The following is a 25,809-nucleotide window of genomic DNA, read 5'->3' as shown; positions in this document are numbered from 1 at the left end:
GGGCCGGTCAGGAAGGGCCGGCCCATCGGCCTTCGGAAAGAACCATGATCACGGCCTGTCGGATTGCGGCGATGCTTTCCGCATTGATGTTCCCTGCGGCCATCCTCGCGCAGCCGGGCATGCCAGCCCGCCCGCCCTTCTCGCTCGCGGTCCGCGTTGGCGATACGCTCTATCTGTCGGGACAGATCGGACAGGTGCCACCGGGCATGGATCGGCATGGGGCGGGGTTCGACGCTGCGGTCAGGGGCGCGATGGACAGCATCGGCGCGATCCTCGCGGCTAACGACCTCGATTTCGGCGACGTCGTCAAATGCACGGTGATGCTGGACGACATGGCCGACTGGCCGCGTTTCAACGCCGCTTACGTCCCCTATTTCCAGGACAGGCGCCTGCCCGCGCGCAGTGCATTTGGCGCTGACGGACTGGCGCTGGGCGCACCGGTCGAAGTGGAATGCATCGCCGCCTTCAAATAAGCCGACCCTGCGTCCGCGGTACGAGGCCGGGCGCGCTCATTGCATCGTAACGCCGCCATCGCCATCGGTGCGTCCGAAAAACTGCATCAGCTGTATGGTGCGTTCGGCGCGCTCGCTCAGCGTATTGGCCTCCAGCAATATCTGCTTGGCGGCCGGGTCGAACGGGGCGATCTGGGCAATGCCGTTGACCAGCGCCGCGTCGTCCAGGCGGGACACGGCCGACCAATCGACGATATAGCCCTGCGCCTCGGCGAAGCGGCGCGACTCCTGCTCCAGCGCGGCCCGCTCGATCGCGGCCAATATGTCGTCGGCGCGGGTGCCACTGTCCTCGACTTCGGCTTCGACCTGGCGAAAGGCAGTGGTGACATCCAGTTCGCGCAGCACGCGAAAGCGCGCCAGCCCGTTGAGTATGATGTTGAAGCGACCATCCTCCAGCGCCTCGAATTCGCTGATATGGCCGACGCAGCCGACATCGAACAGCGGCGGCTTTGCGCCGCTGCCGCGCGGCTGGATCATGCCGATGCGCCGGTCGCGCGCCATCGCGTCGCGTATCAGCGCGCGGTAGCGCGACTCAAAGATGTGCAGCGGCAATTGCATGCCCGGCAACAACAGTGCGCCCGCCAGCGGAAAGAGCGAGATGCGCGCACGCGCCATCGATATCAGGCGAACAGGATTTGCGACAAGCGGCGGCGTTGGGCCGCGACCCACGGATCCTCCAGCCCGACCGCGCCGAACAGCGTCAGCAATTGCGTGCGCGCCGCCCCCTCGTTCCAGTCCCGGTCGCGTCGGACGATCTCCAGCAGCGCATCGGCGGCCGCGTCCCTGTCGCCATTGGCCATCAGCCCGCCCGCAAGCTCGAACCGCGCCTCATGATCGTCGGGGTCCGCCGCCAGCCTCGCCTCGACCGCCGACAGGTCCGCCACCGGCCGGGCGTCGCGTGCCAGGGTAAGCGCCGCGCGGGCGCGCTCCATGGGCTGTTCCTTGCCGATTTCGGGCGGCAGGTCGGCCAGCAGCGCTTCGGCGTCATCGAGCCGCCCCAGCCCAACCAGTGCGCGCACCACGCCGCCCACTACCTCGACATTGTCCGGCGCCATCGCCGCGATCTGTTCGAAAATGGACAGGGCGCGCGCATATTCGCCCCCGGCCAGCATCTCCTCGCCCATCGCGATCAGTGGAGCGATTTCCTGTGCCTGCGCCTTTTCCTCCGACTGGATCGGCAACTGGCCCAGCAACTGGTCGAGCATCTGCTTGAGCTGCCCTTCGGTACGCGCCTGGCTGAGATCGGCGACCGGCTGGCCCTGAAACACGGCATAGACGGCGGGGATCGACTGGACGCGGAACTGGCTGGCGATAAAGCCATTGTCATCGACATTGATCTTGACCAGCTTGACGCCCTTGGCGGCATAGTCGGTGCAGACTTTTTCGATGACCGGGGCCAATTGCTTGCACGGGCCGCACCATTCGGCCCAGAAATCGACAATCACCAGGCTGTTGCGCGACGGATCGACCACGTCCCGGCGAAAATCCTCCACCGCTGCCTTGTCCTTCTCGCTCATGCCCAACGTTGCCACTGCCTGTCTCCCGTGCCTGCGGCCCAAAGCCGAATGATATTGCGCCATATGGGGAACGTCACCCTGCGCCCGCAAGCGGGCAGGGGCGCAAAACCGCGCCAAGCAGGCAGAATGCCGGAAAAACACGCAATCGCCAAATCCCCCCTTGCCGTGCCGGAAAACCGCTGCTAGGTGCCACGCCTCACCCGCCGAGAGGGTTTCCTTTCGGCCGCCAGAGCGGGCGTAGCTCAGGGGTAGAGCACAACCTTGCCAAGGTTGGGGTCGAGGGTTCGAATCCCTTCGCCCGCTCCAGTTTTCCTAGATATATCAACGAGATAGACGCCCTTTGGGCGAACCGAATTTGCGCATTCAATCTGTGTCGCCACCATGTCGCCACGAGGTGCGGACTGCGGGCCGCGATTTTCACCTTGGACTTATCGAGGGAGTGGGCTTCTCACGGCGCGGTTAGCGTCTCAAAAGTCGGCGCGCAAGTGCCCGCACATCGGCGTCCATGCTCTCGGCAGTTACGCGGTCGAGTTCTATCGCCTTCGCCCCCTCAAGGAAATCGAGACTGTCGGCCTCTGCCCGTGAGAGCATCACGATGTCGGCGGAGGGGAGGATCGATCTGATCTGCGCCTTGCAGTCGATAGCAAATCTGCATGACTCAAGGTTTGCCGAGCGATGCACAAGCAGCAAATCGATGTCGTGTGGCTTGGGTTCGTCGCTGAAGAACGAACCAAACCCATAAACGGTAAGGCTCTCCACTAAATAAGTCCTTGCTCTTTGAAACGCTTCTCTTCCCAATCGCTCAGATAGGTCCAGAACGCTTCGCGATTGAGTGCGGCCATAAAGTCTCGAATGTCAAAGAGGCCTACCCGTTCGTCACGGCACTGCATTTTTAGATCGGTAGTGTAGCCGCACCAGTTTGATGATATGATGATCGCGTCTAATCTACCGAGCTTGCCGGTTGTTTCCAGATATTCAGCGACACCATAGGAATAGCACTCGCATATGAAAACTTCGAGTACGGCCCCATCTGTCTTTGTGAGCCTATATCGCCCGTCATTCAACACTTCGAGGCTACGAACACGGCTGTGGGTACGCATTCTTCGTTCAAAGAAATCGAAATTTCCATAGTAGCTTGGCCAAGGAAATGTTTCACTATGCGCTGGCATGCAGTGTCTTCTCGATCAGATCGGCAAAGCCGGTGGGGAAGCGGACAACACCTTCATAGGCAATTTCATCTGCTACCCAGCGCTCATAGCTGCGAGCGTGAAGCTGGAAATCCGCGATTGTTCGCTGTTCTTCGAGTGTGAAAATCTGGACACTATCGCCTAGAATTTCGGCGATACGACGATTGTTCGGCACGATTGTCCCAAGTCGTTCAGAAAGCCACACGGCATAGGCTGCATCGCTATTGGGGTTTTTGCGAGCAAGATCGGAAAGTGGACCGTAGTTCAGCCAGACCTGATGATTGGCAGCGAGCAGCGGCGAAATCTCACGCGCTATGGCCTGTTTGTCGGTTACGGGGGCTGGATGAAGCCGCAATCGAACGAAAGCTTCGTGGTCGGCCTTAATCTGATGCAGAAACTCGACCGGAAAGCGCCCCTCGTTTTCGGCACGATCAATCAGGCTGTGATGGGTGGGGCACAAAAGAATGAGATTCTGATAGTCATCCCGCTCTTGTGGAGTTTGTGCTGCGTTATGGCGGTTTGCACCGGGTTGGTCGCCGCAAATATGCGCCATCTCGCCCAGGGTATAAGGCGCAAAATCACCGGCCTCGCTGAACGTAAGCCGCTGCTGGCATTCAGGAAACGCGCACAATCCTCCCGATGCTGACCACAAAATCTTTATAGATTTTTGGGTGATTGCCATCGTGGTCGAATTTTCACGAGCTACGCGCCATAGGAAAGATAAATTTGTCTACTTCGCGCGATCATGCAAGTCGAGTCAGCTTATGGCAGGCTTGGCATGTCGCTGAAGAATTTGTTTTACAATCATATGCTTGCGTGTGGTGCTCACTCGCCCGCCACGCAGGGACCCCTTTTTTATAAGCCAGAAATTGCCTACTTGCGCGCTTTTGGCCACATTGCGTCCATCATGCGAAGCGTCGCTTCTATCTGATCGTCCGCCATCGACCTGACCCGGTCGGCGACCGCTGTAGTGAGGCTGAGGCGATGAGGTGACGTGCCCGCCTCCTCGCTTCCATCATCGAAGAACTCCTTAACCGGAACCTCCAACGCAACTGACAGGCGTTCCAAAGTCTCAAAGCTCGGCAGGCTCTTGCCTCGTTCCAACTGGGAAATGGCAAACACGGTTCGATCAACGCGCTGCGCCAGCTGCTCTTGAGTCAGCCGCCGGAGTTTCCGGATTGTCTTTATTCTGCTGGCAACGCGATCCTTGAGGTCCATCCCCCGAACTTGCCCGCTGCCGCCTTATGGCGGTATCAAGCGTCAATATAGCCGATGCCGATTTACCAGTAGTATGATACTAGCTCCTCCCTTTGGCTCAACCAATGTTTGGAGGTATAAGCTATGTTCCCGGCTGAGAGCGATGCCCCGCTGTCGCTATTTGAGGGTGTTGATCGCCTCGCAGCCGATCATCTGCAAATCGCCAGTATCAAGCATAGGTCTGCAATCCAAAGGCTGAGCGCCACTCCGCCGGCGACGTTCGATGGGGTGGGCCTCGTACATTGTTTGTTTGAGGCCGTGGCCGAAAACTGGCGTCGATGCGTTGATGCGCTGGCCGGGTTTGCCCTTCCCCCCACCCGGGGGGGCACCCCCGGCAACTGACCAACGAAAAACGGGCAGCATAAGATTGCAGAAGCCGTGCGGCTTCATTGCGGCTGAAATTGCGGATATCTGTCATTTGAGCCTCCTTGCTAGGCAGCACCGTTGCGACCCGACGGGTAATACCGCCGAATCAGAAAATCGACCAAAGCTCGCCTATGTGTGGTCTTCCACGGGGGCGGGAATCGCAGCCGCTGGTTGCATGGCGACGGCAATCTTTTGCCCAACGGCTTCGACTGCGCGGGCCGCCGTGACGAGACCGGGCAAGTCGGACCTGAGTCCGGTGATCAGGCTCGCCGCGATGACGCTGCCAGCGGACAGCATGTCCGGCGACGCCGGCGGGCTCGACCGATGCTCGTTGACGCGCGCAGCGACGAAGTCGGCTTTGCGTTGCTGAGCATTGGGATCGCGATCAGGATCGATCGCGAGCCGCGACGCATCGGTGGCTGCGACCGGTGGCGAGGGTGGCGTCGCATCTGTGCCGCGGGTCGGATCGGTGCGATTGCCGGATTGCACCAGCAATCCCGACTCGCGCGCCGCCTTCAGCTCCGCCGCCCGTCGATCCCGTTCGGTCGCTGCGGCCTGGTCGGCGCGCCCGGTTTCGCCACTCGCCGGCTCGATGCCCGTCGCACGCTGATGATCGAGGATCGGCCGGCCGAGATCACCCGACAAAGGTGGCCCGAGCTTGGGTACGTCGCCGTAGCTGCCCGGCAGCCCGCTCAGCGTATCGGCTGGCGCCTTCGCCGCGGCTGTCTGGTCATCGGCTTGTCCAGCGAGGTGCAATGCGGACGGCCGCAGCGCGACCCACGCCGTCGCAATCAGACTGACCGAACCAAGCGCCGTGATCGCCACCACGGCGCCTCGCTTGAAGCGGATCGCGCGCGCCGGCTGGGCGCGAAGTGCGAGTATTTCCGGGTCCACCTTGCCCGGTGTGGCGGGGGTTTCGGGTGCCGGTGGTGCTGCCGCCTCGACGGTCATGATCCCCTCCGCTTGGGCGCGCCGTCCGCCATGCATGGCATGCTTCGATCGGGAGAACGGTTCGAGCGTTCGATCGCCGCCCAAGCATGAGCAGCAACGCAAGAACCGCGCCCACGCTGAGCTGAACTTAGCCTCCATTGCGGTGGACGCGCCGAGCCGTCCCTGTCGGGACGCGGACAGGATCATTCCGCGCATGGGGATGCACTTGCCACTGCTCCAGCGGCAAAGTGCGTGAACAACATTGGAAGATCCGGCCCTCGAAAACCCACCCTGCGGCGAGCATGTCTCGACCGCGTAAGCGACCCTGTACCGACAAACGGCATCGCTGGCGCGACCGCAGCCCAAGGCGCTGAACAACCTGTACCAACGCAACCTGTGATGTCGACATCACAGGGCAATTGAAGGTGCGCGAAACACCAGTTGACAAGGCCACGATTAAACGACCCCAAGCGGCACAAGCGCGAGATGTTCTTCGCCGACCCGGCCGCAGCATGGAGCACGGAAGCGCCGCAGGACGGCAATCCCTTTGCCGGCGAGCGCAAGCCGCCTGAGGAATAGGTCGCCGTATGACTTTCTGGAGCCAATGCCACTATGAAGCAGGTTTGCGGGCGACGTTCGGGACCCGGCCGTCTAGACCGATCTTGCCTACCCCGGTGATTTAGGCAAACCGTCTATCGCCGCCACGGCATCGACGAGCTGTCGCCCGAGGCTCGCGAGACCGACGGCCACAATCAGGTCCTGACGATCGCCCATGTCTCCTGAGCGGCGAAAGTTATGTCGCTCTTGCCGCAGGCCTGCAAAATGCGTTGTGGGCGCTGGGCAGGAGCCCCCGTACTCATTGCAGCGACAGCCTGTCGGCCGCGTTCCGCAATCTGGACGAGGATGCCCGGACAGATCTGACCCGCCGTTATTATGCGCTTTGTGAACATTAGCTAGACCTACTTATTTCCCCTTTCCACCGTAAAGAGTGCGTTCAGAAGGATGGCGAGCCGAGGATCAGTGCCATACCAGTTGGGGTTCAACATTCTGTTTGGCGTATAGGAAACGCCCAGGCGACGCGCCGGATCGGCAAATGCCGTGCTGCCCCCAAAACCGCAATGCCCAAAGGATGCCGGATTTGATCCGTATCTCGTTTGATCGAGGCGAAATCCCGCCGCGTATCGACCCAGTTCGCCACCGCATTGGTTTAAGCCGACCACGCGCGCGCGCGTCGCTTGCTGTAGCACGGACTTGCTGATCAGCGGCGTTACACCCGGCTGGTCGCTGCGAACGAGATGAGCGTACAGCTTGGCGAGGTTGCGGGCATTTGACGTACCGCCCGCTGCAGGGATCCCGTGCTGACGCTGGATCGGCTGATCTGGCCCCCAGAAAATCACGCCCGTTTTACCTGCCGCTGCGGCTGCCGTCGGATTGGGGGAGTCAAAAAACAATGTGCTGCCGTCCATTGCCGACACCATCGTGGCGGCGCGATGCTCTTCCTCGGACGGAAGACCCATGAAGGCATCGATTCCAACCTTCGACACCACCTCCTCAGCGAAGAAACGGCCGACCGTTCGGCCATCGGTTCGCCGGACCAGCTCATCGGCGAGCGTGCCAAAGGTCAGCGAATGATAGCCAAAGACGCCCGGCCGAAAGAACGGCTCCTGTGCGGCGAGCCGGTTGGCAAGGGCCTTGTGCTCGTAAAAATCTTCGATCGTAACCGGACCGCGCGGCCCCGTGAGCCCGGCCTGATGGGACATGAGTTCCCCGACGGTCACCGCCCCCTTGCCCTCTGCGGCAAATTCCGGCCAGTAGGTCGCCACGGGCGCCTCATAGTCGAGCTTTCCCCTGTCCACCAACATAGCGATGCACATCGAGGTGAGGCCCTTTGTGGTCGACATGAGCGTGTAGAGCGTATTTTCCGCGACCGAAACCGTTTCGGCTTCGTTGGTGCTGCCGCCCCACAGGTCAACCAGCGGTGCGCCGTCCCGGTACACAGCGAAATGCGCTCCAAGCTCCTTGCCCGAGACGAAATTATCCTCGAAAGCCGCGCGGACAGGTTCATATCCGGGCGCAACGGTTCCATGGACCGCGCCACGAAGGCTGGGGCCTGCGGCAACGTGTTTGGGCGCTTCGGCCGCCATGGCGACGCCGGCCAGTTGCAGTCCGGCTGCGCCGACGATCATATCCCGGCGCGACAGAAAACCCGATCCCATATTCTTCTCCCAACGTTCGGACTTACCAGCATAGGACCGACCGTAATCACCCGGCCTATGCTCCCCAGCGGATCAACAGCGCCTCGCAGCGCATCATATCGGTCTGAAAAATCAAAGAAACCAGGTTGCCTGTCATCGCCGTATCTTCAAGATCTGGCAACAGTGGATCAGGTCGACGCCGCAGATACAGCGTTTCCGAACCGTCGAGCCGCAAGCCTCGCTGCCGGCGTGGCATTCTGGCTCTGAACAAGTCTCGACCACGGTCACTCCCTCCGGCGGTGACGGCATGTTCCCATAGCGACCACATGCCCATGCTGATTACGACGTTCAGAACTCGCATTCTTTCTTCAGCCAGGAAATGACGATCCGCGACAGCGCTATCCTCTTGTTCAGCATGAACGAGTTGCCCGCCTCCAGAATCATTTCGGAAAAATGCCTGGCGCCTGCCGCCGTCATGGCCTGCACTATCGGCTTGTGAATGTTCTGCACATAATCCTGGTCCATCGATCCGACCAGCAGGATGTTCTTGTCTACAAGCTTTGGCACCGCCTTGAAGACGTTGAGCCGCTCACGATCGGCCGGCGTCAATTGGTCAAACCACTTTTTCTGGTCGATTCGACCATCCGTCGCTACTCTCACTTCTTCGAAATGCTTGTCATATGACGGCGGCAGGACGCGGAGTATCGCGGGTTCCACGGCAATCATCGTGTTGAGGTAGGGGCTTTCGGAAGCGGCAATCAGGCCATTGAGGCCACCGCCGCCGCTTTTGCCCAGAACGGCGATATGATCGAGGTCGATCTTGTACTGCCGGGGATGGTCCCCACTTCCCGGAATGCTATGCTGGCCACCATTTTCGCGCAGGAAGGCGATCGCCGCGAGCAGATCATCGAGCGAGCCGGCGATGGAATAATCCTCATACTCATCCCACATCCCGCGTGGATTGAAGCGCATGACGTGGATGCCGGCACCCACCAGCGCTGGAATGAGGCTGTCCATGCTGTCTCCGCCATTGGCCTGCGGAGAGATGATGACGCACCCCTTGGCTTCAGGGCCGTTCGCCAGCCACATGAAGGACTGGATCGGCTTTCCCTTGCTCTTGAAGCTGTGGGGAAAGTGGACCGGCGGGAATTCGGGATCGAAATAAACCGGATCCGTCGTCGCATAGTCCGTGCCGATTTCAGGCATATACTGTTTGGCCGCGCTGCCGCCCGTCGCGGCCCGGCCGACGCCCGATCCCGCCAGCCACGCCGCCATCGCCGCGAAGCTGCCCGCCACCATCCGGCGGGAGATAGCCGGCGCTCCCTCTGGGGAAACCTGTTGATCCTGGCTTGCCTGAAAATCCTGTTTCATTCTCATGCTCCTGATATCGTCATTGTATATATCGATTGGCTGCCAAGGTTTGGGAGTTCACCTGTCCCCGAAGCGGGGGAGACTTCGATGGCTATTTGCCGGCCCCGGCAGACCACAGATCTGACTCCGCGATTGGTCACTTGGACTCCAGAATACTCCGCGCCTGATCAAGCCGAGATGCATAAGCGTCGATCACCTGAGCCGTGATACCGACATAGGTGGTTGCATCGGAAAAGCGCCTCTCTTCAATGGCTTCGCGTATACCGGGAAGGGTCTTGGCCCCGTAGCCAGTGAACCGGCCCGGCGCATAGATCATATGACGATACCAGGGCCGGCCGGGCAGGCCGCGTTTGTCGAGCAGCAACTGGTCGATATCGCGCAGCATCGCATTCAGCTTGGTCCGCGAGGCCGGCAAAAGCGTGGCGCCTTGCGCAAGATAAGCGCTGTCGAACGCCGCCGCGCTAGTCTTGAGCTTGCCTATCGCGCTTTCGAGCGCTGAGAAGTCGATCTTCGGCGCTGCTACGGTAACTGCGGGCGGCGGAGAAACCGGGTTCAGTGGATCGCTGGCCAGCCGGAAACTGTCGTCGGCCAAAAGCTTGCCGAGTTGCGTGTCCCTTTCGCGCCGCCCGTCGGCAAGCGCCTTCACCTCTGCGAGATATGTGGCGATATTGTCGGCCAGATCGCCAAAGCGCAGGGGGGGCGTCTCTGCATCCGCCATGCGCAGCGCCATGCGCCCTGCAATCTTTGCCAAGGTCGCGCTGTAGGCCATGCCGGGATCGTTGTACGTTGTGAGATTCTGATAGTCGTCGTAAAGTGAATGATACGTGCCGCCGAACGGGATCTCGAAGCCAAAGCCCAGATCGAGCGAAGGAAGGCCTAAATGTTGCAGGAACGCAGAATAGTCCGAACCCGAGCCTAACGGAATCAGGGGCATGTCCGCTCCCTTTCTGGCGGCGGTGACCGCGGGGGGATTGCGATAGCGGCCCTTTGTTTCGTAATCCGTTACCAGTGTTTCCGCCTGTGCGCGTCTGAGCACGCTTACCCCGGTTTCGGGATCCGTAACATCCGCTGCGACGCCATTGAGCAGGTGTTGAAGATTGTGGCTGCCCCCAGCATATAAAAATCCCCGGGCGGTCGCGTCCGTATTGATGTAAATGAGCGCCTTGGCCTTCAGTTCGTCCGCATGTGCCTCCGCCCATTCGGTCGAGCCGATCAGACCCGCTTCTTCCGCGTCCCAACTCCCGTAGACGAGCGTGCGCTTTGGCCGCCAGCCCTGCTTGACGAGCAACCCGATAGCCTTCATTTCCGACATCATGGCCACACTGCCAGACAGCGGATCAACCGCAGCCATGCCCCAGCCATCACGATGATTGCCGCGAACTACCCATTCGTCCGGAAAGACGGACCCTTTCATCACGGCCACCACGTCGTGAATGTCGGTCATCGCCCATTTGGACTTGACGGCAAGATGCACCTTCACATCGCCCTTGCCACCGACATGATAGGTGAAGGGCAAGGCGCCCTGCCAGCCACTGGGGACGACCGGACCGCCCAGCTTGGCCAGAAGTTTGGAAGCATCGCCATAGGACATGGGAAGAGTGGGGATTTTGAGGGGAACGCCTTCTGCATGCGTCAGCCGCTTGGCGCCTGCAGTAGCGCCGACGCCGGGGGTCAGTGGATCGCCGGGATATCCCGCCGCCGAGACAGAGCCACGCTGCACCCCGTGCGGTGGCCGCGCGCCGCCTTTGGGGTACATCTCGCCAACCGCATAGCCGTCCTCGGCTGGGTCGGAATAGATGATGCAGCCGACCGCGCCGTGCTCCTGTGCAAGCTGTGGCTTGAGGCCACGATGGACGCCCCCCCCATAGCGTGTGATCACGATCTTGCCGCGGACGTCGATACCACGGCGGGCAAGCGCCTCGTAATCGTCCGGCGCACCGTAATTGAGGTAGACGAGATCGGCGGTAACGTTTCCGTCACCCTGATAAGCGAGATAAGGCACCAATGCTCCAGCATAGCTGGTGGCGCCGCTTCCCGGGATGAGAGGCTCCTGCCCGCCAAGCTTTATAGTTTCCGGCGTGATCATCTCGACCGTCGTGGAGATCGGCGTGGGATACAGGACCGAGAAGGTCTCGATGCGCGCATCCCAGCCCCACGACTTGAACAGGCCCAGCATATATTCGGCATTGGCCTTGTTATGCGGCGAGCCGACATGATTGGGCGCGGATGACATGTTCTTCATCCACCCGAGCATCTCCTTGGTGCTAATGCCCGCGTCGAACGCCGTTTCGACCTGCTGCCGCTTCGTCGGTTGCGCGATCGCGCCCGACGCCAGTGCCAGCGCGCATATTCCGGCCAACGGTCGATTCCAATATTGCATTGTCTTCCCCTTTTTCAAACCACACCGCCGGGCCGTGAATGCGTCGAGATGTTGAACCAGCGCCACTCCGTCCAGGTCATCTGCCTTAACCGAACGGCTTGTTGATATTTTCAGGTGGCGTGGTGAAGTAGACGGGGCCGGCATCGGTCAGATGCCAGCAATCCTCTAGCCGCACGCCGAATTTACCCGGGAGGTAGAGGCCCGGCTCGTTCGAGAAGCACATGCCTGCGGCGAGTGGTGTTTTTTCGCCACGAACCAGGTTGATCGGTTCATGGCCATCCATGCCGATGCCGTGACCGGTGCGATGCGACAAGCCCGGAAGGCGGTAGCCGGGGCCGTAGCCCTTCGCTTCGTAAAAGGCGCGCACAGCGTCGTCGACCTGGCCAGCTGGCAGGCCGACCTTTGCCGTCCGCATGACGATCCTTTGCCCCTGCGCAACCGTGTCGAAAACGCGCGCGACGTCGTCCGGAATGCGCCCGGGCACGAATGTTCGGGAGATGTCGGCGCAATAGCCCTGCACCATGCAGCCGAAGTCCATCAGCACGACTTCGCCCTCACGCACGACCTGGGGAAGGCGTGAGCCATGCGGATAAGCGGCGTTCTTGCCAATAAGAATGAGCGGCATCCCTTCGAAGGAGCCACCGAGCTTGATGATCGCGGCCTTCATCAGCGCGCCGATGTCCTGGGCTGTCATGCCCTCACGCGTGCGCTCCCACGCCCATTTCGCACCGGCAAGCGCAATCTCGTTCGCCTTCTGCATGAGCGCGATTTCTGCCGGCGATTTGATCATCCGGCATCTGCGCACGACGGGATTGGCCGATACGAGCCTGATCTGCGGCAACATCTGCGCCAGACCGTCGCTGGCAAAGAAGCGAACGGTCTCCTCGACGCCGACATTCCCGGTTGCGCTGCCCCGATCGCGCAGCGCGCCGGCGATCACAGGGCTCGGGCTTTCATCCTCCTGCCACACCCGCACGTCAGCGCGGATCGCCAATGTTTCGCGGATCGACGGCTCCTCGAAAAACGGCGTCACGATCACCGGGTCCCCCTTGACCGGGATCACCGCAACGGTCAGCCGTTCGCTGCGCCACCATTCCAGGCCGGTGAAATAGGCTAGTGACGCGCCCGGTTCGATCAGGACAGCGGATATCCCGTTGGCGTGCATCAGCGCCTGCGCCCGCTCGATCCGCCGTGACCGCTCTTCCGGACCGATCGCCCGCACATCGCCGAGCATCGGTTGCAGATCGCTGGTGTCTATATCTGCGGCCAAAGCCCTGGGCGCGGGCAGCATCGCCGCCGCGCTCAGGGCCAATCCGCCCGCCAGCACTTCACGACGGTCAATCACGCCATACTCCTTCCCATCGGACTTGGCCAAATTCCTGCGGTGTCTTCCATCTGGATGGCAACCCGGCGCACCATCCTGATGATTGAACGGCACGCGACGGTCGCGCTCGTCAGATCGACGACCGTCACAGGGGTCAGAATCGAACATTCATGCTCAGGAAGAAATCACGGGCCAGCACGTCGTAGGTATTGGGCCAGGTATTACCCTGTTGCATGTTGAACCCCCCGATGGCCGGCGGCTTGGCGTTCGCAAGGTTGTTGATGCCCGCCGTTATCGTTGCACGTTCGTTGATGTCGACCGATGCGCTCAGATCGAACTTGTCATATGAATGCATTCTTTCAACGGTGAAGACAGTTGCACTGTCGTCCCGCACCGGGCCGTAATGAAGCCACTTCAGGCTGAGCGTGGCCGGCCCGTTGATGAATGACAGGCGTGTGGTGGTCCGCCAATGCGGCAAGGGATTGCCGCAGGTCAGACCAAAGCGACCGGCGCATTCCAGTGTTGAAAGACCGCTGATCGGCTGGATGTCGAACTTCTGCGTCCATGTCGCAGCCACTGACAGGTTCAATTGGCTCTGTGACGTGCCGATGCCGAAGTCGAGCGGTTGCGTGTAATCCGCCGCAATATCGACGCCCGACGTCTTGTAAAAACCAAGGTTCGCCTGCGTTTCAAGGACCGTGTTCTGTGAGCCGTTCGGCCCGGTCGCGGCGTCGATGACACCAGTGGTCGGATTGCGACGGATCAGCCGGCAAATCGCACTGTTGGCGTCTTGGATCGTGTTGTAGCAAAGGTTGAGGATGTTGGCGACGCCCCCGCCGACAGGCGCAATGGCATCCTTCACATTGATATTGAAGTAATCGACAGTGACATTCAGTCGCGGGATCCAACGGGGACGGATCACGGCCCCGAACGTGTAGGACGTCGACTTTTCTTCCTGCAGGTTGGGATTGCCGCCGGTCGTCCCAAGAATCGTCGCATTGGGTTGCAATATGCTCGATCCGATCGACGCCGCCGGTACGCCCGTTGCGATGCACAGCGCCCGGATGGTCGCACTGTTAGCGTTGGCGGCGAGCGCGCAGGGGTCCTGTGCGATCGCCGAGTCCGAACCCGCACCGCCGAACAGTTCGCCGACATTCGGCGCACGAACAGCGCGCGAATATTGGGCCCGGAAGGTGATGTCCCTGACCGGCGCATATTGGGCGCCAAAGGCATAGGTCCAAACCCCGCCCACCGCTCCGAGCGAATATTTGGAATAGCGTCCTCGCGCATCCACCTCCAATCGCTCCACGAACGGGCTATGGGCTGCGATCGGCACGCTCAGCTCGAAAAAGGCCTCCTTGATATTGTAGCCGCCTGCAGTGGCCTTCCCTGGGGGCAAACCCACGGAGTCGCCCGACGACAATGCGAGGTCCGGGATATATTCGCTGCGAACTTTGCGATACTCGCCTCCGACCACCAGTGCGACATCGTCCGCGCCCCATCCGATATTGAACAGCTTCCCCTGTATCGAGCCATTCGCGACCTGGAGCGTCGAGATGTCCCGGTTATTCGTGCGGATGGAAATCGCATCGACCGCCGACGGCGTGAGCGTGCCGGCGCCGAACAGATTCACGGTCCCGTCCAGCAGGCCTGCCTGAATCGCGCGCTGCGACAGATTGCCATACTGCACCTGCGAGTTACGCGTCCGGGCATACATATAATAGGCATCATAGGTCCAGTCGCCAGCAATCTTGCCGCTTAGACCTCCCAGTGCGCGGAAGGCCTTGCGGTCATCAAAAACCTGCCGCAGACCCGCTTCTTCCGAGCGTCGGGATACGCTTAACCCGATCTGGTTCGCACCGTTCGAGGCCGGATTTGCGCCCACCGTGTAATTCTGGCCGTTTTGGCTCGTGAATGTATAGCCTGCCGCCGCCTGCCGCGCGCCAATAGCAGACAAGGTCGCGTAATCGGTTGGCGAAAGATAGTTTTGCGCCGCGCTGAGGTTGACCAGGAAGCTACCGCCAAAGGGCGTCGGCGCAAGGCTCGCGGCAACGCGATTGTTGACGTAGCTGACCTCCATATAGGCCTTGGCGTGGTCGCTTATCTCATATTCGCCATAGCCGCCCCCAAGCCACCGCTCCTGCGGGGTCATCAGATAGCTCGACGACGCTGGATTATATGCGTCGGCGCCGGTGTACGCGCGCGCATTCGCTCCCGGTGTCGGGAAGGTGCCGCCCAGGGTCAGATTGTTGAACAGGGTGCCGGCGGCAAACGCATTGTTGCCAAGCGCTGTGAACCGGCCGCTTGGCACCGTCGACGACCCGCTGATGAAGAAGCCCGTCTTGTCGGCGTTGTCGCCCAGCGCGACACTGGAAAATTCGCGCGCCGTCTGGAAGATCGGCTTGCGTTTATAATATTCGCCATAGAGCGTGATGTGGCCTCTGCCTTCGGCGAATTCGGTTCCCATCGCGACATGAGCCTCGAAGCGGTGCCCGTCACCTTTTCCCGAGATGCTGTTCTGACCGCCGATTTCCAGACCGCGCAGGTTGGTCCGCAGGCGGAAATTGACCACGCCTGCAATGGCGTCCGAACCATATACCGCCGAGGCACCTCCGGTCACGACGTCCACGCCCTGTATCAGGAACTGCGGGATCGTGTTAAGGTCGGTTACCTGAGAGGTGTTGTAGAACATGTAGCGGCGGCCATTGACCAGCACGAGATTCCGGTTCGTGCCAAGACCGCGAAGGTCGAGTGTAGCAACGCTGGGACCGTTATAAAAACCCGTGTTGCTCGGCCGTATCTGTGGCAGCGCGTTCATCACGCTTTCGACGTTGATCGCACCGGATTGCTTGAACTCGGCGTCGGACACGACAGCGCGCGGGGCCGGCGTATCCAGATCACGACGTGCGATACGCGAACCGGTGACGACGATTTCGCCACTGGGTTCCGGCGTCTCCGAATCTGCGCTGCCGGTCGCCTGGATCGGTGCCGGGTCGCTCTGAGCGCGGGGCGGTTGCGCCATCGCAAGCACGATAACGCCGCCATTATCCGAGACGACACGCAGATCGGTCGGGCTGATCAACGTGCGCAGAGCGGAACGCACATCAAGATTTCCCTTGATCTCGTTGGTTCGTTTACCCCGCAGGCGTTGGCCAGGGACCACGATCTGCACACCCGCCTGTTTTGCGAACTGAAGTATGGCTTGCGACGCGGCTTGCGACGGGATGTCAAAATTACGGGCTTGGGCGAGCGCAGCCGGCGCCGTTGACAAGATAGCGATCGCCGTACCGCTCATCATAGCGGATTTGAGATAGGCCCCCATTAACTGTTCCCCCTTGGCATGTATTGGCATCGCCAATCAGGAGACTAGATCCCTGAGAGGATCCGTTTCCGCCCACCACGTGAAAATATTTTTCAATTCTGGTTGGCGGAGTGATTTTGACCGGCTCAGGTCTGGGGTCAATGCAACATCAATGATAACAAATGTGCAAACTGCTACACCTAGTCTGACTGGACATGAGGTGGGAAAGCGACAGCCCTGTCAGAACCGAAGTGTCACGGCCTTGTCCGTGCCTTCGGTCCGAAGACCCATGCTTATTGCGATCGCTTTGGCGAAGCCGATTGGATTGTTCGCGGCGAAATAGCCCGTAACCGTCTTTTCCTCGATCGCGGCATCGGCGAACTGGATCTTCACATTGCTGAAGCGGGAAAACTCCTTTGCGGCCTCTTTCAGCGGCGTGTCGTCGAACGCCAGCATCCCTTCGCGCCAAGCCATTTCTCGAGCCACCGCTGCCGGACGCTGGGCGGTCATGGCGATCGACCTGTCGGCATCGACGATTGCGCGAACATTAGCCTCGATCCGTCGTTGAATACCTGGCCGTGAAATGCGTTCGATGAGGACGCTGCCGCTGCTCACCAGCACGGCTACCGAGCTGTCGAGATTTTTCACCGTGAAGCATGCTCCATGACCGGTGGTTCGCGTGTCTCCTGCCACGACGATGCAGGGACGGGATATATCGTACGGGACGTCGAACATAACCTCTCCGGACGTCAGTTCAACGATGCTGGCGTCGGACTTATAGCGGACGCTTATACTCGATTCGGTGTTAAGAGTGGCCGACAAACCATCCTGCAACGGTACAAGTTTGACTTCGCCAAGATGGGTCCGGTAAACATGAGCGGAGGCCCTGGACCCTAGTCCGATCACTGTCGCGCCGCCGACGACTGCCACGGCTCCTGCCCATCCAAATAGCATTCGTCGGGTCATTCTAGGCAAGGGGGCAGGTATATCTGCAAAATCAGTTGCGGCAGTTTCCAGAGAGACGCTGGCGTGAGGCTCGACGTCATTATATCTGTCCGGGTCGAAAGAGGATCCTAGTGCCTTGGCGCGCCGCGCGTGAACGCATACAGCACGCGCACGGGCATAAGCGCCTAATCTGCGCGAGTCCCCCGCAAGCCAGTGCTCCAACTCCGCCTGTCCTTCCAGGTCGATAAGGCGATATTCCACGCGCACGGCCCAGTCAGTCGCCGCAGCTTCGATATCCGTGCTATTCTCGCGCAGCGACATGTGAATCGATTTCTTTAACTACGACAAGACCATATGTGCTCACTTCGGCAGATCGGCCTCGGCCCAGCAGATAACCTAGCTTTTGTACTGTCTTTGTAACACTTTTTTGAACCGCATTATCGGAAACCCCCAGCCTTAAGCCGATTTCACGAAAGGAAAGTTCGTCAATAACGCGCATCAGGAACGCCCGACGGCCAGGCTCGGGAAGCTTCGACACGGCTAAAGCAAGAATATGCAGTTGTTCGCGATCCGAAACCTGTTGTTCGGGAGAAGGATCGTAACTCGCCTGTTCATAAGATTCGATAAGTTCGCTCAGACGGATCGGCGTGACACGCGCTTTTTGCACATGCTTCAAAATTACGGTTCGCGCGACTGAATAGAGATAATTTCGCGGATGCCGGATATCAACAACCGTCTCCTTTGTCGCTAGATTGCTATAACATTCTTGCACAACATCATCGATTTCGAGGTCGATCGGTAAATTATAGCGAGCAAGGTGCTTTCGTAGGGCGCCTTCATTAGGCAAAATATTTCGCGCCAGCCATAATTCACGCTCTTCGCTTATCAAGACCATATACAAGACCTTCGCTTGCGCTGATTCAGGCTGCGAACTCCATCAGGAATATCTCGAGCCCCCCTCTAATTGATGTCAGGCCGACTTTCATACGACAAGCGCAGAAATTTTGATTTTGTCAAACGAGCGAACGGATCGGGGAATTTCCTGCAACTGATATGCCCCCGCTGAGTGGCTCATATGATGGATCGATCATCATATGACCGTCACGCATTTTGGTCAGCCTTTGTGAGAAAGCTGCCCTTTATGAAGCGCCGTCTGCGTCTGATCGCCGAAGGCGATATGCGGACGGACGTCGTTGTAGTCGATCCGCCACGCCTGACATTATCTGAGCCTCGTCACGGCTCGAGAGCCGCTCCATCCGGCGCTTCTTGCCTGATCCGGTGACCCACGCGGTGGTCGATCAAATCCTTTCAGCCGCGTCGCGCGCTCCTTCGGGACAGAATATGCAGGGCTTGGAGAGTACAGGTCGTGAAGGGCGACACCCGTGATCGGCTGTGCAAGGTGGTTGCAGATGCGGTTCGTGCGGGGAAGCGCAGCTAGGAATATAACTATTTTCCTGCGGCAATACGTGAGCCTTATCTCTCGCGCCGCCGCAAGGTTGGGTTCGACCTTTTTGCGATCTACGGCGTAGAACGCGATGACCATGTCGGCCGCCAAGAAGCGTTGTTGCGCAATTTCGCATTCTTTGGCGCGCCAGTGGGACTGTTTTTCACAATCGAGCGGGATTGGGATTAGAGCATGGATTGACATCGGCAACTTCATGACCAACGTTATGACGCTAGGCACAGGATTCACTGATCGAAGCCAGAAGATGACGGTGGCAGCGAGGGCGATGGCCGAGAGGAAGGCGTTGGGGCACCGGTCGTAGCGCGTTGCGACCCGTCGCCAGTCCTTGAGGCGGCCGAACATGATCTCGATGCGGTTGCGCCGTTTGTAGCGGCGCTTGTCGTGTTTGACGGCCTTGTTCCGGGATTTGCGACCGGGGATGCAGGGGGTGATGCCCTTGTCCTGCAAAGCATCGCGGAACCAGTCGGCATCATAGCCACGATCAGCAAGCAGCCATTGGGCTTTGGGAAGTTGGTCCAACAGGGCGGCAGCACCGGTATAGTCGCTGACCTGCCCTGCGGTCATGAAGAAACTGATCGGGCGGCCGTTCGCATCGGTAACGGCATGGCGCCCTTCGACAAGCTCAGGAGAGCCTTGGTGTTCATGCCGCCTTTCGTGCGTCCGATCAGGCGTCCCGCGCCCCCTTTTTTAACGCAAGGCTCGATGCCGTGCGGTGGGCCTTGAAATAGGTCGCGTCGATCATCACCGTTGTGCGTTCGGAAGCCTGAGGCGCTGCCAGACCTTCCATCATCCAAAGGAAAACGCCCTTGTCACCCCATCGCTTCCAGCGGTTGTAAAGCGTCTTGTGCGGCCCATAGTCCTTTGGTGCATCCCGCCAGCGCAACCCATTCCGGTTGACAAAGATGATCCCGCTCAACACCCGGCGATCTCTTGATCAGAGCCATGTCCGCTCATTGGCGATATGGTCGTCATTCATGCCGGTCGGAATGTGAGCAATTCAGCCGTCGAGGCCCGTCAATTATCTTCCGCGCAGCGATATTGTCGCGGCCGTTATCGCAGTGTCAGGTTGCAACAGGCAGAGCATGCTGGGCGCGCTCGTCCCTATGTCGTTCGCGCCACTGCCGGGTCGGTGACCAAATGAACAGGGAGGGTTATCTGTTTGCGCGATGCAAGCCTGACTCTCGCCCGTAGTGGGTCGAGCGAAGCCTATCCGTTTAATGCAAGTGTCTGACGCGCCAGCTTTTGTTCCAAGCCGCGTCGCAAAATTCGAAGGTGCAGGTCCATTGGCAAAGCTGTTTATGAAAGCATGGGTGGCGGGCATGGCGACGGTCATGGCCGCTTCGGCATCGGCCCAACCGGCCAACCCGCCGCCGCCCGGCGGCGAAACGCCGGCGGCTTTCGACGTCCATGAAGGCACTTCGATGGCGGTTTCCGCCTCGCCCGACGGCAAATGGCTGGCGATCGACCTGCAAGGAAGTCTCTGGATCATGCCCGCGAAGGGCGGCAGGGCGAAGCGCATCACCGACTATTTCTGGGACGCGCGCCAGCCGGTCTGGGCGCCCGACGGGTCGCGCCTCGCCTATTTTGCCTATCGCGATGGCGGCTATGACCTCTGGACGATCAGGCCCGACGGCAGCGACGCGAAGAAGCTGACCAACGGCGCCTATGACGATCGCGAACCGGTCTTCTCGCCGGATGGCGGGACGATAGCCTTTTCGTCCGACCGCTCCGGCAGCAGCTACGATATCTGGACGGTGGACCTGGCCAGCGGCGCGCTGCGGCAAGTGACGAAAGGTCCGCTGGAAGACCGGATGCCGACATGGTCGCCCGATGGCGCGCGCATCGCCTATTCCAGTCAGCAGGGGATGATCAAGGCGTCGCTGTTCGCGACGACGCTGGCGGATGGCAAGGAAAGTCCGCTCAAGGCGGTCGACGGCGTGCGGCTCGACGCGCCTTCCTTCGGCCCGGCGGGGCAACTCGCCTATGTGGCGTCCGACCACAAGGGATCGCGGCTGGAAATTGACGGCGCGGTCGTGAGCGGCAGCGAGAATGTCTTCCCCTTCCGTGTCTCGTGGAACAGGGGCGGCTATTATTATGTGTCCGACGGCAAAATTCGCCATCGCGCCGGGAAAAACCTGTCGACTGTCGATTTCGCCGCGACGCTGGAAGCGGTGCGCCCCAGCTACGCGCGCGCCAAGCGCGACTGGGATTCGACCGTGCCGCGCAAGGCGCTGGGCATCGTCCATCCGAAAATCTCGCCGGACGGCAGCCGCATCGCCTTTGTCGCGCTCGGCGATCTGTACATGGTGTCGACCAGGGGCGGTGCGCCGGAAAATCTGACGAAGGATGCCGCGCTCGACGCCGATCCGGCCTGGTCGCCCGACGGCAGGAGCATCGTGTGGTCCTCTGACCGGGCCGGCGGCCTGCCGGAACTGTTCATCCGCGACCTGGCGACCGGCAAGGACCGGCAACTCACCAGCATGGAAACCCAGCCTCTGGGCGCGGCCTGGTCGCCGGACGGCACCAAGGTCGCCTTCCTGGACATTGACGGCCAGTGGGGCGTGGCAGGCGTTTGCATGGTGGATGTCGCCACCGGCAAGGTCACGCGATTGCAGACGTCGCTGGGTCAGCCGGGCAGCCCGAGCTGGTCGGCCGACGGCAAATATATCGTCATCAGCATGAGCCACAAATATTCGGCCAGCTTTCGCGAAGGCACGAATCAGGCCTATGTCATCCCGACCAACGGCAAAACCGAACCCTTCTGGCAGATTCCAGAAGAGAATATGTCGCTCGACACGCGCAGCGGCAGCGGCCCGGCCTGGTCGCCCGATGGCACCAGAATGGCGGGCATCTATGAAGGGCTGCTGAAGCTATGGCCCGTCGACCGGGACGGAAAGCCGCTTGGTCCGCCTCGCGCGCTGGCGTCGGACACGGCCTTCTTCCCGACCTGGACCGCCGATGGCAAGACCATCCTCTTCCAGTCGGACGACAAGCTCAAGACCGTGAATGTCGAAACGGGCGTCGTCACCCAGGTGCCGCTCGACCTCAGCTACCGGCTCGCCAAGCCGACGGGCCGCATCATCATCCATGTCGGCAAGCTGGTCGATTCGGTCCGTGACGAGACGCAACTGAACAAGGATATCGTGATCGATGGCAACCGCATCACCGCAATCCGCGATCATGATGCGGGCGCCCGCGACCCGGCCGTCACCTATGTCGATGCCCCGAACCTCACGGCCATTCCCGGCCTGATCGAATATCATGCGCATATCCAGAAGGACTTCGGCTCCAACTTGGAAAAGGCTTGGCTCGCCTATGGCATTACCACCGTGCGCGATCCCGGCACGATGGTCTATGACGCGGTGGAGGATCGCGAGGCGAGCGAGGCCGGCGTGCGCATCAGCCCGCGCTTCTATACCGCCAGCCCGTTGCTGGAATGGCAGCGCGTCTATTACAAGATGGGCGTCGCGGTATCGGGTCCGGCGCATCTGGAGCGCGAACTGGGCCGGGCCAAGGCGCTCAAATATGATCTGATCAAAAGCTATGTCCGCATGACCGACTTCGGCCAGCGGCGCATCGTCGAGGCCGCGCACGCCATGGGCGTGCCGGTGTCCGGTCACGAAATCTTTCCGGCCGCTTATACCGGCGTCGATGGGACGGAACATATGGGCGCCACCAGCCGGCGCGGCTATTCGCCCAAGCAGGGGCCGATGGGCATGGCCTATGATGATGTGATCCAGCTGTTCGGACGTTCCGGCCGCACCGTGACGCCGACGATGTTCGGCGCGCTGTCGGGCTATCTCGCCAAATATCCCGACTATAAGGATGATCCGCGATTGAAGCTCTATCCAGTCTGGGCGCAGCGCTCGGTCACCGAACGCAGTCCGTTCGAGGGTCTGATCCGGCCGATGATGGGTGGCATGATGGTGAGCCTCAAGAAAATGTACGACGCCGGGACGCAGGTGGTGGCCGGCACGGACACGATGATCGCCACCAATCTCCATGCGGAAATCGCATCCTATGTCGATGCCGGCCTGACACCTTTTCAGGCGCTCCAGACTGCCACGGTCAATCCGGCCAGGGCGCTGAACCTTGACGCCGGGACGCTCGAAGCAGGCAAGCTGGCCGATATCACTCTGCTCGAAGGCGATCCGCGCGAAAATATCGCCAACACCTTCAAGGTGAAAACGGTCGTCGCCAACGGGCGCGTCTTAAAGGAGGAAGAACTGATCGCGTCGTCCAGATGACAAGGCGGCCGCGCCCGCGTCGTCCATGCCGGCCCTGAAGGCGGGTTTCGTGCGAACGACATCCATCTTCGCGCTGGCTGATGTCCGGCTGCCCATCGAAAGGACGTGAATCATGCGTGGTCCAGTTTCAATCGGTCTTCAGTTCGTCTCGGGCGCGTCGCTGATGATCGCGGGGCCGGCCTTGGCCTGCGACATGGACGGCGATGGCTTTGGGGAAGCGGATATTTTGGCGTCGATCGATTATACCGGCCTGACCTATAAGGAACAGGTCGCGGCGCGGGAGGAAGCGCTGGCGCGTCACGCTCGCGAAAAGGCCGCCCAACCGGACCGGGCCAGGGCCGTGCTCGCCTCGCGTTTGAAGATCGATTCCGCGCCGACCGAATCGGCGCAGCAATAGACCCGTATCCGGCAGGGATCGGCCTTGGCTGGCGCGAAATGTCCGGTCCGCGCCCGATGCGCGATCGCGACACCATGTCATGGGTGATCGAAACACATGATTGGGCAACAGCGCTCCTACAATCCGCGCGGCCCACAATATGTTATATTGTATCCTGCAAAGAATCCGGTTAGAGCGCGCGTTGCAGGGGAGAGCGCCACAGGCGCCGGGAGAGGATCCAGAGGTTTGGATCGATAAAGGGTTAATTCTATGCGCATCAGCCTTCTTCTCTCGACCTGCTCGGCCGTCGCCATGGTCTCCCTCGCCCAGCCGGCATTTGCGGGCGAGGATGCATCGCCGGCCGATGCCGGTGACACGCACCGGCCCGCTTCGGCCGACATCATCGTCACCGCCCCCTTCGATCGGGCGCGCGCCGACATTCTGTCCGGCGCGTCTGTGATCCAGGGTAGCGCGCTGACCCAGGCCGTACGCCCCTCGCTCGGCGAGACGCTGCAGCATACGCCGGGCGTGTCCGCGACTTCCTTTGGCCCCAGCGCATCGCGCCCGGTGCTGCGCGGCCTGCAGGGCGAGCGCGTGCGCGTGCTGGTCGACGGGATCGGATCGATCGACGTGTCCAACACCAGCGTCGACCATGCGCCGGTCGTGAACCCCTTGCTCGCCGAGCGCATCGAAGTGCTGCGCGGGCCGCAGTCGCTGCTCTACGGCGCCTCGGCGATCGGGGGCGTCGTCAACGTCATCGACAAGCGTATTCCGCGCACGGTCCCCGACGAACCCGTCCATGTCGATGCGCTGGCCACCTATGGCAGCGCCGCCGATGAGCGCAGCGGCGCGGGATCGATCGACGTGCCGCTGGGCGACCGGTTCGTGGTCCATGCCGACGGCAGCTATCTGAAGTCCGGCAATATGCGCATCGGCGGCTATGCCCTGTCGCCGCAGGCCCGCGCCCAGGCGCTCGCTTCCAGCCTGCTGCCGCCCGAACAGGGCGAGGGGGAAGAGGAAGAGCCGATCGATTTCGCGGCCAACGCGGCGGTCAAGGGCATGCTGCCCAACAGCCAGAGCAAGACCTGGACCGCAGGGGTGGGCGCGGCTTTCATCACCGACACCGGCAATCTGGGCGTGTCCTACAGCCATTATGACAGCCTGTATGGCATCCCGCTCCGCTATGCGACGCTACCCGGACAGGAGCAGGAGGCGCCCCGGCTCGACCTGGCGCAGGATCGGGTGGACCTGCGCGCCGAGGTCGACACCGGCGGCACGATCCTCAAGAGCATCCGCGCCCGCGCCGGCTATGCCGACTATCGTCATTTCGAACTGGAAGAGAGCGGCGAGGTCGGCACCGCTTTCTACAACAAGGGGATCGAAGCGCGTGTCGAACTGGTGCAGGCCGATCATGGCGTCTGGAAGGGCGCGAGCGGCATTCAATATTTCTCGCGCGACTTCAACGTCGTCGGGGAGGAGGCGTTCCTGCCCAAGAACAGCACCCAGCAATTCGGTGTCTTCACTTTCCAGACGCTCGATTATGGCGCGCTGAAGCTGGAGGCGGGTGCACGCTACGACCATAGCGCGCTTGAGGCCAAGCCGCTGGAAGACCAGCCGCAATTCTTCTTGGGCAAGCGGACCTTCGACACGCTTTCGCTATCGGGCGGCGCGTCCTATGGGCTGGGTCAGGACTGGCGCCTGGGCGTCAACCTGTCGCGAACGGTGCGCGCACCCTCGGCGGAGGAACTGTTCGCCAATGGCCCCCATGCGGGCACCCAGGCGTTCGAGGTCGGCAATCCGAATTTCAGGACCGAACGCGCCGTGGGCCTTGAAGCCGTGCTGCGCGACAAGGGCGAGAATTACAGCTTTGAGGCGTCGGCCTATCACAACTGGTTCTCCAACTTCATCTATGAAGGGCTGACCGGCGAGGAGGAGGATGGCCTGCCCATCTACCAGTTCGCCCAGGCCAAGGCGCGCTACTACGGGTTCGAAGCGCAAGGATCGGTCACGCTGGTGAAGTTCGGCGACATGAACATCGTTGCCGATGCGCTGGGCGATTATGTGCACGCCCGGATCGTCGGTTCAGGCCCAGCGCCCCGTATCCCGCCGCTGCGCCTGCTCGGTGGCCTTGGCGTCACCAGCCCGAAGGTCGACGTGCGCGGCGAGGTCGAATGGACCGACGACCAGAAGCGGATCTCGGCGTTCGAGACGGAGACGAAGGGCTACACCCTGGTCAATGCCGAAGTGAACTTCCGCCCCTGGGGCAGCGAGCGGCCCTTGAGCTTCGCGCTGTCGGCGAACAACATCTTCGATGTCGTCGCCCGCCGCCATGCCTCTTTCCTGAAGGACTTCGCGCCCCTTTCCGGGCGGGACATTCGCGTATCGGCGCGAGTCAGCTTCTGACGGATGAAAAATCCCGCCGGGCTATGGTGGCCC

General features: G+C 61.0%; 19 protein-coding genes, 1 tRNA gene and 2 pseudogenes. 6 read left to right on the top strand and 16 right to left on the bottom strand.

Features of this window, described 5'->3' with window-relative positions; all coding sequences use genetic code 11:
• Nucleotides 1-71: 71 nt before the first annotated feature.
• Entirely contained in the window at nucleotides 72-473 is a 402-nt protein-coding gene (locus tag WG908_RS08335; RefSeq protein WP_340186366.1) for a RidA family protein, read from the top strand.
• 36 nt (nucleotides 474-509) lie between these two features.
• Here the strand turns inward: WG908_RS08335 and WG908_RS08330 are convergent, their stop codons facing one another.
• Both WG908_RS08330 and WG908_RS08325 read right to left on the bottom strand, forming a co-directional pair.
• Nucleotides 510-1,127: an LON peptidase substrate-binding domain-containing protein gene (locus WG908_RS08330; protein WP_340186118.1), complete on the bottom strand. Its 618-nt coding sequence runs from the start codon at nucleotides 1,125-1,127 to the stop codon at nucleotides 510-512.
• Between the two features lie 5 nt (nucleotides 1,128-1,132).
• Nucleotides 1,133-2,044, bottom strand: coding sequence for a tetratricopeptide repeat protein (locus WG908_RS08325; RefSeq protein ID WP_340186117.1), 912 nt, complete (start codon nucleotides 2,042-2,044; stop codon nucleotides 1,133-1,135).
• A gap of 216 nt (nucleotides 2,045-2,260) precedes the next feature.
• On the opposite strand from WG908_RS08325, the gene WG908_RS08320 reads away from it, so the two are divergent.
• Nucleotides 2,261-2,335: transfer RNA gene (locus WG908_RS08320), tRNA-Gly, on the top strand.
• A gap of 153 nt (nucleotides 2,336-2,488) precedes the next feature.
• On the opposite strand, the gene WG908_RS08315 is transcribed toward WG908_RS08320, so the two are convergent.
• The 5 genes from WG908_RS08315 to WG908_RS08295 all read right to left on the bottom strand — a co-directional run bounded on the left by WG908_RS08315 (nucleotide 2,489) and on the right by WG908_RS08295 (nucleotide 5,790).
• The gene (locus tag WG908_RS08315) at nucleotides 2,489-2,788 is read right to left on the bottom strand and encodes a hypothetical protein (protein ID WP_340186116.1); all 300 of its coding nucleotides are present in this window, start codon (nucleotides 2,786-2,788) and stop codon (nucleotides 2,489-2,491) included.
• Entirely contained in the window at nucleotides 2,788-3,129 is a 342-nt protein-coding gene (locus WG908_RS08310) for a hypothetical protein (protein WP_340186115.1), read from the bottom strand. Before WG908_RS08310 ends, WG908_RS08315 begins: the two co-directional genes overlap by 1 nt.
• 55 nt (nucleotides 3,130-3,184) lie before the next feature.
• Nucleotides 3,185-3,898: an HNH endonuclease gene (locus WG908_RS08305; protein WP_340186114.1), complete on the bottom strand. Its 714-nt coding sequence runs from the start codon at nucleotides 3,896-3,898 to the stop codon at nucleotides 3,185-3,187.
• 191 nt (nucleotides 3,899-4,089) lie between these two features.
• Entirely contained in the window at nucleotides 4,090-4,434 is a 345-nt protein-coding gene (locus tag WG908_RS08300; protein ID WP_340186113.1) for a helix-turn-helix domain-containing protein, read from the bottom strand.
• Nucleotides 4,435-4,968: 534 nt separating this feature from the next.
• Nucleotides 4,969-5,790 (bottom strand): TraB/TrbI/VirB10 family type IV secretion system protein, encoded by an 822-nt coding sequence (locus tag WG908_RS08295; protein WP_340186112.1) that lies wholly within the window; start codon nucleotides 5,788-5,790, stop codon nucleotides 4,969-4,971.
• 764 nt (nucleotides 5,791-6,554) lie between these two features.
• On the opposite strand from WG908_RS08295, the pseudogene WG908_RS08290 reads away from it, so the two are divergent.
• Nucleotides 6,555-6,719, top strand: a pseudogene (locus WG908_RS08290) (IS21 family transposase); the annotation flags it as partial.
• A gap of 9 nt (nucleotides 6,720-6,728) precedes the next feature.
• Here WG908_RS08290 and WG908_RS08285 read toward each other — a convergent pair.
• The 9 genes and pseudogenes from WG908_RS08285 to WG908_RS08245 all read right to left on the bottom strand — a co-directional run.
• Entirely contained in the window at nucleotides 6,729-7,955 is a 1,227-nt protein-coding gene (locus WG908_RS08285) for a serine hydrolase domain-containing protein (RefSeq protein ID WP_340186111.1), read from the bottom strand.
• Nucleotides 7,956-8,040: 85 nt separating this feature from the next.
• Nucleotides 8,041-8,220 carry a hypothetical protein gene (locus tag WG908_RS08280; RefSeq protein WP_340186110.1) on the bottom strand — a complete coding sequence of 60 codons (180 nt, stop codon included), beginning with the start codon at nucleotides 8,218-8,220 and terminating at the stop codon, nucleotides 8,041-8,043.
• Between the two features lie 92 nt (nucleotides 8,221-8,312).
• On the bottom strand, nucleotides 8,313-9,335 hold the full coding sequence (locus WG908_RS08275; protein WP_340186109.1) for an alpha/beta fold hydrolase: 1,023 nt from the start codon (nucleotides 9,333-9,335) through the stop codon (nucleotides 8,313-8,315).
• 136 nt (nucleotides 9,336-9,471) lie between these two features.
• A complete protein-coding gene (locus tag WG908_RS08270) occupies nucleotides 9,472-11,781 on the bottom strand; it encodes a transferrin receptor-like dimerization domain-containing protein (protein ID WP_340186108.1) in 2,310 nt (769 codons plus the stop codon).
• A gap of 19 nt (nucleotides 11,782-11,800) precedes the next feature.
• Nucleotides 11,801-13,060 carry a M24 family metallopeptidase gene (locus WG908_RS08265; protein ID WP_445326687.1) on the bottom strand — a complete coding sequence of 420 codons (1,260 nt, stop codon included), beginning with the start codon at nucleotides 13,058-13,060 and terminating at the stop codon, nucleotides 11,801-11,803.
• Nucleotides 13,061-13,193: 133 nt separating this feature from the next.
• Nucleotides 13,194-16,361 (bottom strand): TonB-dependent receptor, encoded by a 3,168-nt coding sequence (locus tag WG908_RS08260; protein WP_340186107.1) that lies wholly within the window; start codon nucleotides 16,359-16,361, stop codon nucleotides 13,194-13,196.
• 219 nt (nucleotides 16,362-16,580) lie between these two features.
• Nucleotides 16,581-17,606, bottom strand: coding sequence for a FecR family protein (locus tag WG908_RS08255; RefSeq protein ID WP_340186106.1), 1,026 nt, complete (start codon nucleotides 17,604-17,606; stop codon nucleotides 16,581-16,583).
• Nucleotides 17,587-18,180, bottom strand: coding sequence for an RNA polymerase sigma factor (locus WG908_RS08250; RefSeq protein ID WP_340186105.1), 594 nt, complete (start codon nucleotides 18,178-18,180; stop codon nucleotides 17,587-17,589). The genes WG908_RS08255 and WG908_RS08250 overlap by 20 nt, the downstream gene beginning before the upstream one ends.
• A gap of 804 nt (nucleotides 18,181-18,984) precedes the next feature.
• Nucleotides 18,985-19,678, bottom strand: a pseudogene (locus WG908_RS08245) (IS5 family transposase); the annotation flags it as partial.
• A 355-nt stretch (nucleotides 19,679-20,033) separates the two neighbouring features.
• On the opposite strand from WG908_RS08245, the gene WG908_RS08240 reads away from it, so the two are divergent.
• The 3 genes from WG908_RS08240 to WG908_RS08230 all read left to right on the top strand — a co-directional run bounded on the left by WG908_RS08240 (nucleotide 20,034) and on the right by WG908_RS08230 (nucleotide 25,776).
• Nucleotides 20,034-22,997: an amidohydrolase family protein gene (locus tag WG908_RS08240; RefSeq protein WP_340186104.1), complete on the top strand. Its 2,964-nt coding sequence runs from the start codon at nucleotides 20,034-20,036 to the stop codon at nucleotides 22,995-22,997.
• Nucleotides 22,998-23,109: 112 nt separating this feature from the next.
• A complete protein-coding gene (locus WG908_RS08235; protein WP_340186103.1) occupies nucleotides 23,110-23,394 on the top strand; it encodes a hypothetical protein in 285 nt (94 codons plus the stop codon).
• Between the two features lie 249 nt (nucleotides 23,395-23,643).
• On the top strand, nucleotides 23,644-25,776 hold the full coding sequence (locus tag WG908_RS08230; RefSeq protein WP_340186102.1) for a TonB-dependent receptor: 2,133 nt from the start codon (nucleotides 23,644-23,646) through the stop codon (nucleotides 25,774-25,776).
• The last annotated feature ends 33 nt before the right edge of the window (nucleotides 25,777-25,809 follow it).

The organism is Sphingobium anseongense, from assembly GCF_037725245.1.
Taxonomy (GTDB): domain Bacteria; phylum Pseudomonadota; class Alphaproteobacteria; order Sphingomonadales; family Sphingomonadaceae; genus Sphingobium.
Note: the sequence above shows the minus strand (reverse complement) of the source record. Positions and strands in the feature narration are given on the sequence as shown.

Excerpts from the sequence above, each read along its gene's own strand:
- WG908_RS08335 (WP_340186366.1), top strand. The coding sequence starts at position 72 with ATGCTTTCCGCATTGATGTTCCCTGCGGCCATCCTCGCGCAGCCGGGC.
- WG908_RS08330 (WP_340186118.1), bottom strand. The coding sequence starts at position 1,127 with ATGGCGCGTGCGCGCATCTCGCTCTTTCCGCTGGCGGGCGCACTGTTG.
- WG908_RS08310 (WP_340186115.1), bottom strand. The coding sequence starts at position 3,129 with ATGCGTACCCACAGCCGTGTTCGTAGCCTCGAAGTGTTGAATGACGGG.
- WG908_RS08305 (WP_340186114.1), bottom strand. The coding sequence starts at position 3,898 with ATGGCAATCACCCAAAAATCTATAAAGATTTTGTGGTCAGCATCGGGA.
- WG908_RS08300 (WP_340186113.1), bottom strand. The coding sequence starts at position 4,434 with ATGGACCTCAAGGATCGCGTTGCCAGCAGAATAAAGACAATCCGGAAA.
- WG908_RS08295 (WP_340186112.1), bottom strand. The coding sequence starts at position 5,790 with ATGACCGTCGAGGCGGCAGCACCACCGGCACCCGAAACCCCCGCCACA.
- WG908_RS08285 (WP_340186111.1), bottom strand. The coding sequence starts at position 7,955 with ATGATCGTCGGCGCAGCCGGACTGCAACTGGCCGGCGTCGCCATGGCG.
- WG908_RS08280 (WP_340186110.1), bottom strand. The coding sequence starts at position 8,220 with ATGCCACGCCGGCAGCGAGGCTTGCGGCTCGACGGTTCGGAAACGCTG.
- WG908_RS08275 (WP_340186109.1), bottom strand. The coding sequence starts at position 9,335 with ATGAAACAGGATTTTCAGGCAAGCCAGGATCAACAGGTTTCCCCAGAG.
- WG908_RS08260 (WP_340186107.1), bottom strand. The coding sequence starts at position 16,361 with ATGGGGGCCTATCTCAAATCCGCTATGATGAGCGGTACGGCGATCGCT.
- WG908_RS08255 (WP_340186106.1), bottom strand. The coding sequence starts at position 17,606 with ATGTCGCTGCGCGAGAATAGCACGGATATCGAAGCTGCGGCGACTGAC.
- WG908_RS08250 (WP_340186105.1), bottom strand. The coding sequence starts at position 18,180 with ATGGTCTTGATAAGCGAAGAGCGTGAATTATGGCTGGCGCGAAATATT.
- WG908_RS08235 (WP_340186103.1), top strand. The coding sequence starts at position 23,110 with ATGCGTGGTCCAGTTTCAATCGGTCTTCAGTTCGTCTCGGGCGCGTCG.
- WG908_RS08230 (WP_340186102.1), top strand. The coding sequence starts at position 23,644 with ATGCGCATCAGCCTTCTTCTCTCGACCTGCTCGGCCGTCGCCATGGTC.